Annotated in this window: 12 protein-coding genes; 9 read left to right on the plus strand and 3 right to left on the minus strand. The window is 52.4% G+C overall.

All coding sequences use genetic code 11. From position 1 onward, the window contains the following. Window positions 1–29 precede the first annotated feature (29 nt). A complete protein-coding gene (gene flgK / locus OGY09_RS17835) occupies window positions 30–1,688 on the plus strand; it encodes a flagellar hook-associated protein FlgK (RefSeq protein ID WP_008784364.1) in 1,659 nt (552 codons plus the stop codon). Between the two features lie 14 nt (window positions 1,689–1,702). After that, complete coding sequence (gene flgL / locus OGY09_RS17840; protein ID WP_032942958.1) at window positions 1,703–2,656, plus strand: flagellar hook-associated protein FlgL; 954 nt, start codon at window positions 1,703–1,705, stop codon at window positions 2,654–2,656. 78 nt (window positions 2,657–2,734) lie between these two features. On the opposite strand, the gene OGY09_RS17845 is transcribed toward flgL, so the two are convergent. Beyond that, on the minus strand, window positions 2,735–3,934 hold the full coding sequence (locus OGY09_RS17845) for an MFS transporter (RefSeq protein ID WP_032942959.1): 1,200 nt from the start codon (window positions 3,932–3,934) through the stop codon (window positions 2,735–2,737). Window positions 3,935–4,033: 99 nt separating this feature from the next. Between OGY09_RS17845 and OGY09_RS17850 the strand changes: the two genes are divergently transcribed. Further along, window positions 4,034–4,981 (plus strand): LysR family transcriptional regulator, encoded by a 948-nt coding sequence (locus OGY09_RS17850; protein ID WP_080685917.1) that lies wholly within the window; start codon window positions 4,034–4,036, stop codon window positions 4,979–4,981. A gap of 40 nt (window positions 4,982–5,021) precedes the next feature. On the opposite strand, the gene rne is transcribed toward OGY09_RS17850, so the two are convergent. Further along, a complete protein-coding gene (rne, locus tag OGY09_RS17855; protein ID WP_032942961.1) occupies window positions 5,022–8,285 on the minus strand; it encodes a ribonuclease E in 3,264 nt (1,087 codons plus the stop codon). Between the two features lie 574 nt (window positions 8,286–8,859). Between rne and rluC the strand changes: the two genes are divergently transcribed. After that, window positions 8,860–9,813 (plus strand): 23S rRNA pseudouridine(955/2504/2580) synthase RluC, encoded by a 954-nt coding sequence (gene rluC, locus OGY09_RS17860; RefSeq protein ID WP_190973160.1) that lies wholly within the window; start codon window positions 8,860–8,862, stop codon window positions 9,811–9,813. An 82-nt stretch (window positions 9,814–9,895) separates the two neighbouring features. Here rluC and OGY09_RS17865 read toward each other — a convergent pair whose 3' ends face one another. Further along, the gene (locus tag OGY09_RS17865) at window positions 9,896–10,480 is read right to left on the minus strand and encodes a Maf family protein (RefSeq protein WP_003832177.1); all 585 of its coding nucleotides are present in this window, start codon (window positions 10,478–10,480) and stop codon (window positions 9,896–9,898) included. A 197-nt stretch (window positions 10,481–10,677) separates the two neighbouring features. Here OGY09_RS17865 and yceD point away from each other — a divergent pair, with 197 nt between their 5' ends. From yceD to fabD, 5 genes are all read left to right on the plus strand, one after another. After that, window positions 10,678–11,199, plus strand: a complete 522-nt coding sequence (yceD, locus tag OGY09_RS17870; RefSeq protein WP_003036239.1) for a 23S rRNA accumulation protein YceD — start codon at window positions 10,678–10,680, stop codon at window positions 11,197–11,199. 16 nt (window positions 11,200–11,215) lie between these two features. After that, window positions 11,216–11,389, plus strand: coding sequence for a 50S ribosomal protein L32 (rpmF, locus tag OGY09_RS17875; protein WP_003036242.1), 174 nt, complete (start codon window positions 11,216–11,218; stop codon window positions 11,387–11,389). Between the two features lie 123 nt (window positions 11,390–11,512). Next, window positions 11,513–12,592, plus strand: coding sequence for a phosphate acyltransferase PlsX (gene plsX / locus OGY09_RS17880; RefSeq protein WP_071846967.1), 1,080 nt, complete (start codon window positions 11,513–11,515; stop codon window positions 12,590–12,592). A 77-nt stretch (window positions 12,593–12,669) separates the two neighbouring features. Further along, window positions 12,670–13,623 (plus strand): beta-ketoacyl-ACP synthase III, encoded by a 954-nt coding sequence (gene fabH, locus OGY09_RS17885; RefSeq protein ID WP_003832181.1) that lies wholly within the window; start codon window positions 12,670–12,672, stop codon window positions 13,621–13,623. Window positions 13,624–13,638: 15 nt separating this feature from the next. After that, window positions 13,639–14,568: an ACP S-malonyltransferase gene (gene fabD, locus OGY09_RS17890; protein WP_003832182.1), complete on the plus strand. Its 930-nt coding sequence runs from the start codon at window positions 13,639–13,641 to the stop codon at window positions 14,566–14,568. The last annotated feature ends 5 nt before the right edge of the window (window positions 14,569–14,573 follow it).

Below are 14,573 nucleotides of genomic sequence, written 5' to 3' on the forward strand. Positions count from 1 at the left end.
CGAGTATTGAAGGATTACAAGGAACCTCCATGTCCAGCTTGATTAATAACGCGATGAGTGGACTCAGCGCAGCGCAGGCCGCGTTGAATACTGCCAGTAACAACATCTCCAGCTATAACGTTGCCGGATATACCCGACAGACGACAATTATGGCGCAAGCGAACAGCACGCTGGGTGCGGGGGGCTGGGTAGGCAATGGTGTCTATGTTTCTGGTGTACAACGTGAATATGACTCCTTTATCACTAACCAGTTGCGAGCAGCGCAGAACCAGAGCAGCGGTCTGACGACACGTTATGAGCAAATGTCAAAAATCGACAATCTGCTCTCCAGCAAAACCAGTTCTATTTCGACCTCCATGCAGGACTTTTTTACCAGCCTGCAAACGCTGGTCAGCAACGCCGAAGATCCGGCGGCACGCCAGGCGCTAATCGGTAAAGCTGATGGATTGGTAAATCAGTTTAAAACGACCGACCAGTATCTGCGCGATCAGGATAAGCAGGTCAATACCGCGATTAAAGCCAGCGTTGATCAGATCAACAACTATTCGAAACAAATTGCCAGCCTCAACGACCAGATTTCTCGTATGACAGGCGTCGGCGCAGGTGCGTCTCCTAACGACCTGCTTGACCAACGCGATCAGCTGGTCAGTGAACTGAATCAGATTGTCGGTGTTGAAGTCAGCATTCAGGATGGAGGCACTTACAACCTGACCATGGCCAACGGCTATTCGCTGGTGCAGGGCAGCAATGCACGTCAACTGGCGGCAGTGCCTTCCAGCGATGATCCTAATCGTACAACCGTGGCCTACGTTGATGGCGTTGCCGGAGCTGTTGAAATTCCGGAGAAACTGCTGAATACCGGTTCACTGGGTGGACTGCTCACCTTCCGTTCTCAGGAGCTGGATCAGACGCGTAATACCCTCGGTCAACTGGCGCTTGCATTTGCCAGTGCATTTAACGCCCAGCATAAAGAAGGTTTTGATGCCAACGGCGATCAGGGTAAGGATTTCTTTGCTATCGGTAGCCCGGAAGTCTTCAACAACGCGAAAAATACGGGTACAGGATCGTTAAGCGCTAAGATCACTGACAGCTCCGCTGTGCAGGCGACAGATTATAAAATCGTTTTTGATGGGACGGACTGGCAGGTTACTCGCCTGGCGGATAATACCAGCTTCAAAGCCACCGTTACCGGTGGAAAAATGTCCTTTGACGGGATGGAAATCACCGTTAATGCTGGCGCGAAAGCTAATGACAGTTTTACTGTAAAACCCGTGAGTAACGCTATCGTTGATATGAAAGTTATGGTGACCGATGAGTCGAAAATCGCCATGGCTCAAGTGTCTAAAAATGATACGGACCCCACCATAGATAAAGGCAAGAGCGACAACCGTAACGGTCAGAAACTGTTAGATCTGCAAACCAAAGCGACTGTCGGCAATAAGACCTTCAACGATGCATATGCCACGCTGGTAAGCGATGTCGGGAACAAAACCGCTACGCTGAAAACCAGCGCCACCACCCAGAACAACGTGGTGACACAGCTTTACCGGCAGCAACAGTCTATTTCCGGCGTTAACCTCGACGAAGAGTACGGTAATTTACAGCGTTTTCAGCAGTATTACCTGGCTAACGCGCAAGTGCTGCAGACCGCGAATGCGTTGTTTGATGCACTGATTAATATCCGCTAAGGGAGAGGGACACAATGCGTATCAGCACCCAGATGATGTACCAGCAGAATATGCGTGGCATCACTAACTCTCAGGCTGAATGGATGAAGTTCGGCGAGCAGATGTCAACGGGCAAACGTGTGATCAACCCATCAGACGATCCGATTGCCGCCTCGCAGGCCGTGGTACTTTCTCAGGCTCAGGCGCAGAACAGCCAATATACGCTGGCACGCTCATTCGCGACGCAAAAGGTGTCGCTGGAAGAGAATGTTCTGAGCCAGGTGACGACGGCAATTCAGGCTGCACAGGAAAAAATCGTTTATGCCGGGAACGGAACGTTAAGTGATGATGACCGTGCATCGCTGGCCACCGACCTGCAGGGGATCCGCGATCAGCTGATGAATCTGGCAAACAGTACCGACGGTAATGGTCGCTATATTTTCGGTGGATATAAAACAGAATCCGCACCGTTTGCCCAGGCAGATGGCGCTTACAGCGGCGGTACAACAAACGTTACCCAACAGGTCGATGCCTCCCGAACCATGGTGATTGGTCATACTGGCGATAAAGTATTCGCCAACCTGACAAGCAACGCCGTACCGGAACCTGGTGGCGGTACTCAGGAAAAGAACCTGTTTAAAATGCTGGATACCGCTATTGATGCGCTCAAAACCCCTATTGCGGGTGATGACGTTGCAAAAGCTACCGCCGCTGCTGCCATTGATAAAACCAACCGTGGTTTAAAGAATTCACTCAATAATGTTTTGAGCGTCCGTGCAGAATTAGGTACGCAGCTGAGTGAATTAAGCTCGCTGGATTCACTGGGTGCCGATCGTGCATTAGGCCAAACTCAGCAGATGAGTAATCTGGTGGATGTCGACTGGAACGCCGCGATCTCGTCTTATGTCATGCAGCAGGCTGCGCTACAGGCATCCTATAAAGCGTTCACCGATATGCAGGGAATGTCGTTGTTCCAGCTCAATCGTTAACGCCTCGTTTTGAAACATATCTTGAAACTGGGTATGTTTGTCTGCCCGCTCCTTTAACACCCCGGAGCGGGCATTTTTTTAGGCAACCGACGTCTTACTAAGCGACGGGTTCCCCGTCAGTCTTATGACCAACGCAATTGCACTGCTGAAGGTAGCCAACGCAACGACACCTTCCCAATTTGCCAGGGCGTAGACCTGACTTCCGAGAACCGAACCCAGCGCCATACCGATAAACACCATCGTAAACAGCAGAGCGTTCAATCGTCCTCGTGCCAGAGGCTCCAGGCTATAGACCAGATTCTGGTGGGCAACCAGGCTGGATTGCAATCCGAGATCAAAACCTACCGCCGAAAGGGCGATGAGCAGCCACTGCCCCTGAACGGGCAGGGCGGGTAACAAAAACATCAGAGCGAAAGATGCCGTTACCAGCAAAGCACCCAATTGCGTTACTTTTGCCGCACCCACTTTATCGGCAAGATGACCCGCCAACGGTGCGGCAAGCGCTCCGGCTGCTCCCGCGATACCAAAAGCACCCGCTATAGCGCTACCCATGTGGTAATGCTCAGATAACATTACCGCCAGCGTAGACCAGAAGGCGCTAAAAGCAATGGACAGAAAGCCTTGTGCCAGTGCTGCGCGGCGCAAGGTGGAATATCGTTGCCAAAGTTGCGCCATTGAGAGCATTAATGATGGATAGCTCAACGTGGAATGGACCGTAAAGCGAGGCAGTACTTTCCACATAATCGCGGTAATTACGGCAATGCTGACGGCAGCGAGTTGGTACATCTTGCGCCAGCCAAACGCTTCGCCCACCAGCCCACTGACGGTACGTGAGAGTAAAATCCCCAGCAGAAGGCCCGTCATCACCGTGCCCACCGTTTTTCCCTGCTTGCCTTCGGGTGCCAGTATTGCCGCCGCAGGCACAATATCTTGTGCCATGGTTGCCGCCATTCCCATCAGCAGGCTCACCAGTAATAGCGAATGCAACTGACCGGTAAAGCTACAGGCCAGCAGCAGCGCGGCAAGAGAGATGCTTTTCAGCAGGATTAATGTCCGGCGGTCATAACGATCGCCTAATGGCAATAAAAACAATATACCTAACGCATATCCCGCCTGGGTCAGCGTCGGGACCAACCCCATACCGGTGAGACTTAAGGCCAGATCCTGACCCATTAAAGGCAGAAGAGGCTGGGCGTAGTAGATAGCGGCCACGCTGAATCCGGCGCCCATTGCCAGAACAAAAATGACCCAACGGGAAAGTGCGGTATGTGTGTTCACAAATGATTCCTCAATCACAGGATGTGCGGCTATTTTTATCCTTAAGCGAGTGGCGCGGTAGCGAGCGCAGTGGTAAAACAGTTATACGTCAGACGTATGATGAAACTGAAAATGATAAAAAATGAGCGTATAGACAGGGTGGAGCTGATGCGTACGTTTGTACGTATTGTCGAAGCAGGATCGCTTTCGGCAGCGGCAAAACAGATAGGGACGACGCAGGCGACCGTTAGCCGACGGCTGCAATCGCTGGAAACGCTGCTGGGTGTGAAACTGCTTATGCGTACCACGCATGCGATGAAATTGACCGACGATGGTGAAAGAGGCTATCAGCATGCTAAGAAGATTATTGATGCCTGGCTGGCGCTGGAAGATGGACTTAATGTCACAGAAGATGAACCGGTGGGGACGTTGCGAGTCCGCGCACCGCATGCGTTCGGGCAACAACAACTACTTGAGCCGCTTTTGCAGTTTCTTTCGAGCTATCCCCAGTTGGCAGTAGAGTGGATGCTCAACGATAAAACCGTTGATTTTCTGAGCGATAATATTGATTGCGCGATCAGGGTTGGTGCTGAGGTGGATCCGGCCACGGTTTCCGTCTTACTGGCTGAAGTTCCCCGTAGTATGGTGGTGAGTCCAGGACTGCTGGAGCAATATGGCGAGCTTTCTCATCCTGAGCAGTTATCAGCGCTGCCCTGGATTGCCGTGAACACGTTTTATCAGCATAGCGTTTCGTTGTTGCACCAATTGCGTAATGAGCCAGTCACGCTGAATATTTCACCCAGATTAAGCACAGACAGTATTTATGTCGCAAGAAATGCCGCGCTGGCGGGGTTGGGAGTGACAATTGTTTCAAGCTGGATGGTGGCGGAGGATATTGCCAATGGACGTCTGGTTGCGTTGCTACCTGAGTGGCATGCGGCGCCGTTGCCTGTACATTTGGTTTATCCGTGGGCGCGTTACTATCCGACCCGCTTACGCAAGTTTCTGGCCCTAATGAAGGATGTTATGCCGCAGCTGACGGGGATGAAAGGTGTAGATCAGATATAAAAAAGCCGACCCGAGGGCCGGCTTTGATATTGATTATGGCTTACTCAACAGGCTGTGGACGTGTTGCTGGCGCAGTCGCTTGATGCGTTGCGCTGTGTCCACCTGCGGCACCTTTGCCTTCAAAGGCGAATGCCGGACGCTGCCAGTCGCTATGACGCGGCGCTTCTGGCACATATTCCGGTGCCGGAGCGCGGGTCATTGGCGCGGTTGCATGGCTGTGCAGGTGTTCAGCATCAGCGCTGGCTGCGACAACTTCAGCCTTAACGACTTCAGTTTCGACGACAGGCGCGGCAACAACGTCTTTCGGCGCTGCAACTTCTTCAACAACTGGCGCTGTTTCCACAACCTCAGTAATCTCTTCAACCACTTCTGGCTGGGGAATAACAACCTCTGCAGGCTCTTCGGCAACCGGTGCAGTCACAACGTCAACCACAGGTTCGGCTTCAGCGGCGATTTCTTCTGCTACGGGCGCATCAGATGCAGCGATAATTTGCGGTTGTTCCTCGACCGGGGTCGCAATCACTTCCGGATGCGTGGTTTCAACCTGTGTGGTTTCAACAACGGCGGCCTGAGGCTCAGCTACGACAACCTCTGGTTGCACGGCTTCAACCGGCGCAGGGGTATCCACAATGTGTTCAACGGCAGCGGCAGCAACCTGAGGCTCTACGGCGACAGGTGCAGCTTGCTGCTGGACCATTTCCTGTTCGCGCTGTTCTTCAACCTGCTGATCCTGAGGACGTGCAACAGGGTAGCGGATCCAAACCTTACCGGACGCTAATTCAGGAGATGCGCAGGCGACCGTTAACGGCATCGGCGACTGAACCGGATAACGCTCGTCACGGTAACGACGACGACGCTGTCCACTGACGCGCAGATGGCGAGGAGAGCGGCGAGAACGACGCGGCATACCGTTGGAGTCACGAGCTTCGCTGTTGTCTTCCTGCTCAGTAGCAACGACGGCTGGCAGATCAACTTTCGCCAGTTCGGTGCGCTGTGCCGGTACCGGCTGCTCTGTTGGTTGAGCAACAGCAGTTTCAGCGATTGCAGCAACAGTAGCCACTTCGGCTTCAACCGCCGGACTGTCTGTGAAACGAACTTTCTGAGTCAACTGACGCTGTTTGCGGCGGGTTTGAGGCTGACGTACGCGCTCTTCCTGCTCGGTATCCTGCACAGGTTGTTCTGCCTGGTTCAGCTCTTTAACTTCCTGCTGAGCCTGACGCTTGTCATCGTTACGACGGCGGTTACGTTCGCGACGCGGCGCCTGCTGTTCATCACCGGATTTCGCTTTGTCTACAACATCAGTGGTTTGCTGGCGGTTATCGCGAGCTTCCGCATTTTGCTGCTGGGACTGACGACGGTTACGGCGGTTATCTTCACGGTTTTCGCCGTTTTCTGAACGTTCGCTACGGTTGTCACGGTCACCGCGATTATCACGGTTATCACGACGATCGTTACGGTCGCGACGATTGTTCTGACGCGGTTTACGACGATCCTGCTGGCGTTCGGTTTTCTCTTCAGCTTTCGGCGCAGGTTGTTCAACCGGTTTCACTTCTTCGCTACCACCGAAGATGGACTTCAGTGCGCCAAAGAAACGGCTAATCAAACCGGGCTGTGCGGCAACGGCTGCGGTTGCTGCTGCAGCTTTAGGCGCGGCGGCTTTCGCGGCAGGTTCCTGCAGAGCAGGGGCTGGCGGAACGTCAGGCATGGCGAAGGTGGCCAGCGCCGGTTGCTCAGGCTGTTTACGCTCGACGTACTCTTCTTCCGTCGGCAATGCCATTGCCTCTTCATGCAGTTTCGGCAGCAGGTAGCTCAGGGTCGGTGTTTCTTCCCCTTTGCGTACGCGCAGCACAGAATAGTGCGGGGTTTCCATCTGATCGTTTGGCACGATCACACAGCGCACGCCATTCTGACGCGTTTCGATAGCATTAACCGCGGTACGTTTTTCGTTAAGCAGGTAAGAGGCGATTGGCACAGGAACAATAGCGTGAACTTCTTGCGTATTTTCTTTCAGTGCTTCTTCTTCGATCAGACGCAGAATAGACAGCGACAGTGATTCGTTATCACGTACGGTACCGGTGCCGGAGCAGCGCGGGCACACGTGATGGCTGGATTCACCCAGAGACGGGCTCAGACGCTGACGAGACATCTCCAGCAGACCGAAGCGAGAAATATGGCTGATCTGAATACGCGCTCTGTCCTGGCGTACGGCCTCGCGCAGACGGTTTTCAACCGCGCGCTGGTGGCGAACCGGCGTCATATCAATGAAGTCGATTACAATCAGACCGCCGAGGTCGCGAAGACGCAGCTGACGGGCAATTTCATCGGCTGCTTCAAGGTTAGTGTTGAACGCTGTTTCTTCGATGTCGCCGCCGCGAGTTGCGCGTGCGGAGTTGATATCGATAGCGGTCAGTGCCTCTGTGCTGTCAATAACGATTGAGCCGCCGGACGGCAGACGTACTTCGCGCTGGAATGCGGACTCAATCTGAGACTCGATCTGATAGTGGCTGAACAGCGGGATTTCGCCGGTGTACAGTTTGATTTTGCTGCTGAAATCCGGACGACCCAGTGCGGCGATGTGCTGACGCGCCATCTCCATCACTTTCGGGTTATCGATAAGGATTTCGCCGATGTCCTGACGTAAGTAGTCACGGAAAGCGCGAACGATAACGTTGCTTTCCTGGTGGATCAGGAACGGAGCAGGGCGGCTGTCAGCGGCTTTTTGAATCGCTTCCCAGTGCTTCAGGCGGAAGCTCAGGTCCCACTGCAGTGCTTCGGCGGATTTGCCGACCCCTGCGGTACGCACGATAAGCCCCATGCCATCAGGCAGTTCCAGGCTTGCCAGCGCTTCTTTTAATTCGGTACGGTCGTCGCCTTCAATGCGGCGGGAGATACCGCCCGCGCGCGGGTTGTTCGGCATCAGAACCAGATAACTACCCGCCAGGCTGATAAAGGTAGTCAGCGCAGCGCCTTTATTGCCGCGTTCTTCTTTATCGATCTGAACGATGACTTCCTGACCTTCGCGCAACACGTCTTTAATGTTGGGACGACCATGGGAGTTGTAGTTAGCGGGGAAGTATTCGCGGGCAATTTCTTTTAACGGGAGGAAACCGTGACGTTCAGCGCCGTAATCAACAAAAGCAGCTTCCAGACTCGGTTCAATACGGGTAATTTTGCCTTTATAGATGTTGGCTTTTTTCTGTTCGTGTCCAGGACTTTCGATATCCAGATCGTACAGACGTTGCCCATCTACAAGGGCGACACGCAACTCTTCCTGCTGAGTTGCGTTAATTAACATTCTTTTCATCGTAACTTACTCATTATTCTTACATTGACGACTAAGCTGCGGGCAGAGTAATGCCTTTCCGGGTGTGAACCGATGGCCTCGTGTCTATTCGCGTCGCCAACCTCACGGTTATCGTCAGCTCAAAGAGGCGCAGAGTGTCGGTTGCCTGTATTTCATACGGAAACACAGCGCAATTATCAGGGGAACAGTCTGGGTGTTACTCTCCAGAAAAGCTTCCATATTACCGGTAAGGACTGCAACCCGCAGCCCGCTAACTGCCTGAAAGATCAATACGTCTTACGCCATTGCTGCGTTGATGATCGGTCGGGCAAAATTGGGTCATTCCGGAAAAGTTCTTGTTTTAACAAGATTCAACACGGAAACAACCTCATTATTCCACTGCTAACCTTGTTATAGCAAGATGACTTTTGCCATTTATCACCCGGTTACTCACAGTTTTTTCACTTCCGCGTAGTGATTGCTTTAATAACCACCAAATCGGCTATGTCAAACTTAAGTAATAAGGTATAGCAGTTAATATAAGCATAGAAAAATGTGTGGCGCGAATCTTGATGGCTATTTAAAATCGGCCCCCATGAAAACAGAGACTCCAGCCGTAAAAACAGTTGCCATTACTGCCGACGAAGCAGGGCAACGCATCGACAACTTTTTGCGCACCCAGCTTAAGGGCGTGCCGAAAAGTATGATTTATCGCATTTTGCGTAAAGGCGAAGTGCGGGTGAACAAAAAACGCATTAAACCCGAGTACAAACTCGAAGACGGGGATATTGTGCGTATTCCACCTGTGCGTGTCGCTGAACGTGAAGAAGAGGCCATTTCACCGAACCTGCAAAAGGTCGCTGCGCTGACCGACGTCATTTTATATGAAGATGACCACATTCTGGTGCTTAACAAACCTTCAGGTACGGCCGTACATGGCGGAAGCGGGTTAAGCTTTGGCGTCATTGAAGGATTACGTGCGCTGCGCCCGGAAGCGCGTTTCCTTGAACTGGTGCATCGCCTCGACCGGGATACCTCCGGCGTTTTGCTGGTGGCTAAAAAGCGCTCAGCCTTGCGTTCATTGCATGAACAACTGCGTGAAAAAGGCATGCAGAAAGACTATCTCGCGCTGGTTCGAGGCCAATGGCAGTCGCATGTCAAAACCGTGCAGGCGCCGCTGTTAAAGAACATTCTGCAAAGCGGCGAGCGTATCGTGCGGGTGAACCAGGAAGGCAAACCGTCAGAAACACGTTTTAAAGTGGAAGAGCGCTATGCGTTTGCCACGCTTGTGCGCTGTAGCCCGGTGACCGGACGTACGCACCAGATTCGTGTGCATACCCAGTATGCCGGTCATCCAATTGCTTTTGACGATCGCTATGGTGACCGTGAGTTCGATAAGCAACTGGCGGATACGGGGTTGAATCGACTTTTCCTGCACGCCGCAGCGTTGAAATTTACCCATCCGGGAACGGGTGAAGTGATGCGTATTGAAGCGCCGATGGATAAGCAATTGAAGCGCTGCCTCGAGCTTTTACGCAGTAAAGCCTGATGCGCGTTGCTTATCAGGCCTACAATTGTGTGATGCACCGTAGGTCTGATAAGACGCATCGCGTCGCCATCAGGCAAATCAATCAGGCATTCAACGGGTTCATCTCTTCCCGCCGCAGCATTTGACACAACGCGATAAGCGGCAAACCTATCAGGGTATTTGGGTCACGACCCTCCAGGCGTTCAAAGAGTGCAATACCTAACCCTTCACTTTTGAAACTACCTGCACAATGGAGCGGGCGCTCTTTACGCAGATAATCATCAATTTCCGCCTCGCTTAAATGACGGAAATGGACGTCAAAAGGTTCTACTTCAGTTTGTAAATGTCCGGTCGCAGAATTATACAGCGCCAGTCCGGTGTAAAACGTCACAATATTGCCACGGGCTTTGAGTAATTGTTGGCGGGCATTTTCTTCAGTTAATGGTTTGCCGGTTATTTCACCATCAAGAACACAAATTTGATCGGAGCCAATAATCAGATGCGATGGGTAACGGTGGGCGAGAGATTGCGCTTTTTTCTGCGCCAGTCGCAAGACTAAATGGCGTGGTGCTTCGCCGGGCAACGGCGTTTCATCAACCTCTGGCGCAGCGCATTCAAACGGGATTGCCAGTTTTTCGAGTAAAGCGCGACGCCAGGGGGAGGTAGAAGCAAGAATAAGTTGAGGCATATTTTTTCCCTCGCATATAGCGTATTGATGATAGCCATTTTAAACTATGGACTTCGACCTACAAGCTGGCTGTAGTGGCTTGTCTTGAGCGATTTTAAGTCGATGACCCGCAATGTGTGCGAATTATTGGCAAAAGGCAACCACAGGCTGCCTTTTTCTTTGACTATATGACGTTACAAAGTTAATATGCGCGCCCTATGCAAAAGGTAAAATTACCCCTGACTCTTGATCCGGTTCGTACGGCTCAAAAACGCCTCGATTATGAAGGTATCTATACTTCTGATCTGGTTGAGCGCGTCGCCGATTCTGTAGTCAGTGTGGACAGTGATGTGGAATGCTCCATGTCGTTCGCTATCGATAACCAGCGTCTCGCCGTTATAACCGGTGATGCGAAGGTATCGGTTACGCTCGAATGTCAGCGTTGCGGGAAACCGTTCCCACTTCATGTTCACACAACATATTGTTTTAGTCCTGTCCGTTCTGACGAGCAGGCTGAAGCACTCCCGGAAGCGTATGAGCCGATTGAGGTTAACGAATTCGGTGAAATCGATCTGCTTGCAATGGTTGAAGATGAGATTATCCTCTCCTTGCCGGTAGTTCCGGTGCATGATTCTGAACACTGTGAAGTGTCCGAGGCGGACATGGTCTTTGGCGAATTGCCTGATGAAGCGCAAAAACCAAACCCATTTGCCGTATTAGCCAGCTTAAAGCGTAAGTAATTGAGGAGTAAGGTCCATGGCCGTACAACAGAATAAACCAACCCGTTCCAAACGTGGCATGCGTCGTTCTCATGACGCTCTGACCGCAGTCACCAGCCTGTCTGTAGACAAAACTTCTGGTGAACAACACCTGCGTCACCACATCACTGCCGACGGTTTCTACCGTGGCCGTAAGGTAATCGCTAAGTAATCACGCATGACTCAATGGCTTTCCCACTTCTGGTGAGAAAGACAAAGAGTGAACGCGTGATGAAGCTTAGTGAGGCTTTCCCCGGGTAACTGGGGAAACACCTAACCGGGCAGCGACGATACCTTGACACGTCTAACCCTGGCGTTAGATGTCATGGGGGGAGATTTTGGCCCTACCGTGACAGTGCCTGCAGCATTGCAGGCACTGAATTCTAATTCGCAACTCACACTTCTTTTAGTCGGGGATCCCGATACAATCACGCCATTACTTGCCAAAGCTGACTTCGAACAACGTTCGCGTCTGCAGATTATCCCTGCTCAGTCAGTTATTGCCAGTGATGCCCGGCCCTCGCAAGCTATTCGCGCCAGTCGTGGAAGCTCAATGCGTGTTGCCCTGGAGCTCGTGAAAGAAGGTCAGGCACAAGCTTGTGTCAGCGCCGGTAATACGGGCGCACTCATGGGACTTGCGAAGTTATTGCTCAAACCTCTTGAGGGGATTGAGCGTCCTGCGTTGGTGACGGTGTTACCCCATCAGCAAAAGGGCAAAACGGTGGTGCTGGATTTGGGCGCCAACGTAGATTGTGATAGCACGATGTTGGTGCAATTTGCCGTCATGGGTTCCGTGCTGGCAGAAGAGGTTGTTGGCATTGCCAATCCTCGCGTAGCGTTACTCAACATCGGCGAAGAAGAAACGAAAGGTCTCGACAGTATTCGAGATGCTTCAGCTGTGCTAAAAACAATCCCTTCCATTAATTATATCGGCTATCTTGAAGCCAATGAGTTACTGACTGGCAAAACCGATGTGTTGGTCTGTGACGGTTTTACAGGTAATGTCACATTAAAGACGATGGAAGGTGTTGTCAGAATGTTCCTTTCACTGCTGAAATCTCAGGGTGAGGGCAAAAAACGGTCGTGGTGGCTTCTGTTATTAAAACGTTGGTTACAAAAAAGCCTGACAAGGCGATTTAGTCACCTCAACCCCGACCAGTATAATGGCGCCTGTCTGTTAGGATTGCGCGGCACGGTGATTAAGAGTCATGGTGCGGCCAATCAGCGAGCATTTGAAGTCGCGATTGAACAGGCAGTGCAGGCGGTGCAGCGACAAGTTCCTCAGCGAATTGCCGCTCGCCTGGAATCTGTATACCCAGCTGGATTCGAACTGCTGGACGGTGGCGAAAGCGCAAAATCACGAGCACACAGATAACGGTGCGTTTGTGAATGTGGCCACCGTATCAGCGATTTGCTCGTAGCGGTATATAACCAAAAAGTGACTGAGCGTACATGTATACGAAGATTATTGGTACTGGCAGCTATCTGCCTGAACAAGTGCGTACTAACGCCGATTTGGAAAAAATGGTTGAGACGTCTGATGAGTGGATCGTCACTCGTACAGGTATCCGTGAACGCCATATTGCAGCGCCAAATGAAACAGTTGCGACGATGGGCTTTGCCGCCGCAAACCGTGCGATTGAAATGGCGGGCATCGACAAAGAACAAATTGGTCTGATTGTGGTTGCTACCACATCATCCACTCACGCATTTCCAAGCGCGGCGTGCCAGATCCAAAGTATGCTGGGGATCAAAGGCTGTCCGGCGTTTGACGTTGCAGCCGCTTGTGCTGGCTTCACTTACGCCCTGAGCGTTGCCGACCAGTACGTTAAATCTGGCGCAGTTAAGCATGCTCTGGTCGTTGGCTCCGATGTCCTGGCCCGTACCTGCGATCCAACCGATCGCGGAACGATCATCATTTTCGGTGATGGGGCTGGTGCGGTTGTACTGAGCGCATCAGAAGAGCCAGGCATTCTCTCCACGCATCTGCACGCTGACGGTCGCTACGGCGAACTGTTGACGCTGCCTAACGCCGATCGCGTGAACCCGGAAAACCCGATCCACCTGACGATGGCGGGTAACGAAGTATTTAAAGTCGCGGTGACCGAGCTTGCGCACATCGTTGATGAAACGCTGGAAGCCAATAATCTCGACCGTTCTGCGCTGGACTGGCTGGTGCCGCATCAGGCTAACCTGCGCATTATCAGCGCGACAGCTAAAAAGCTGGGTATGTCGATGGATAATGTTGTCGTGACGCTCGACAGACATGGTAATACCTCTGCTGCCTCCGTACCGTGCGCGCTGGACGAAGCCGTCCGCGACGGGCGTATTAAAGCTGGGCAGTTGATATTGCTTGAAGCCTTCGGGGGTGGATTCACCTGGGGCTCCGCGCTGGTTCGTTTCTAGTATAAGGATTTAAACATGACGCAATTTGCATTTGTGTTTCCGGGGCAGGGTTCCCAGACCGTTGGGATGTTGTCTGAAATGGCAGCAAACTACCCAATTGTTGAAGAAACATTTGCTGAAGCATCAGCTGCACTGGGCTATGATCTGTGGGCGTTGACTCAGCAAGGTCCGGCTGAAGAACTGAATAAAACTTGGCAGACGCAGCCCGCGCTGTTGACCGCATCCGTTGCGCTTTATCGCGTATGGCAGCAGCAGGGGGGTAAAACACCTGCGCTGATGGCGGGTCATAGCCTGGGCGAATATTCTGCTCTGGTATGTGCGGGTGTTATCGGTTTTGCCGATGCCGTACGTCTGGTTGAACTGCGTGGCAAATTCATGCAGGAAGCGGTTCCGGAAGGCACTGGCGGCATGTCTGCTATTATCGGTCTGGACGATGCCGCTATCGCTAAAGCGTGCGAAGAGTCTGCCGAAGGCCAGGTGGTTTCACCGGTAAACTTTAACTCACCGGGTCAGGTGGTTATTGCCGGGCATAAAGAAGCCGTAGAACGTGCTGGTGCTGCCTGTAAAGCCGCGGGCGCTAAGCGTGCGCTGCCGCTGCCGGTCAGCGTTCCTTCTCACTGCGCGCTGATGAAGCCTGCCGCTGAGAAACTGGCCGTTGAGCTGCAGAAAATCACCTTTAACGCGCCGACTGTTCCGGTTGTGAACAACGTCGACGTGAAGTGCGAGACCACGGCAGACGCAATTCGCGATGCGCTGGTTCGTCAGTTGTATAGCCCGGTTCAGTGGACTAAAACCGTTGAATTTATGGCATCCCAGGGCGTAGAGCACCTGTATGAAGTCGGTCCGGGTAAAGTTCTGACCGGTCTGACGAAACGTATTGTTGACACCCTGACTGCTTCGGCACTGAATGAGCCGGCGGCACTGTCTGCGGCGCTAGAGCAATAAAAGAG

Source organism: Citrobacter sp. Cpo071, assembly GCF_030332765.1.
Lineage (GTDB): Bacteria > Pseudomonadota > Gammaproteobacteria > Enterobacterales > Enterobacteriaceae > Citrobacter > Citrobacter portucalensis.

Coding starts and splice junctions, on each gene's coding strand:
- flgL (WP_032942958.1), top strand. CDS start 1,703: ATGCGTATCAGCACCCAGATGATGTACCAGCAGAATATGCGTGGCATC.
- OGY09_RS17865 (WP_003832177.1), bottom strand. CDS start 10,480: ATGCCTCAACTTATTCTTGCTTCTACCTCCCCCTGGCGTCGCGCTTTA.
- yceD (WP_003036239.1), top strand. CDS start 10,678: ATGCAAAAGGTAAAATTACCCCTGACTCTTGATCCGGTTCGTACGGCT.
- fabD (WP_003832182.1), top strand. CDS start 13,639: ATGACGCAATTTGCATTTGTGTTTCCGGGGCAGGGTTCCCAGACCGTT.
- rpmF (WP_003036242.1), top strand. CDS start 11,216: ATGGCCGTACAACAGAATAAACCAACCCGTTCCAAACGTGGCATGCGT.
- OGY09_RS17850 (WP_080685917.1), top strand. CDS start 4,034: ATGAAACTGAAAATGATAAAAAATGAGCGTATAGACAGGGTGGAGCTG.
- rluC (WP_190973160.1), top strand. CDS start 8,860: ATGAAAACAGAGACTCCAGCCGTAAAAACAGTTGCCATTACTGCCGAC.
- fabH (WP_003832181.1), top strand. CDS start 12,670: ATGTATACGAAGATTATTGGTACTGGCAGCTATCTGCCTGAACAAGTG.
- rne (WP_032942961.1), bottom strand. CDS start 8,285: ATGAAAAGAATGTTAATTAACGCAACTCAGCAGGAAGAGTTGCGTGTC.
- flgK (WP_008784364.1), top strand. CDS start 30: ATGTCCAGCTTGATTAATAACGCGATGAGTGGACTCAGCGCAGCGCAG.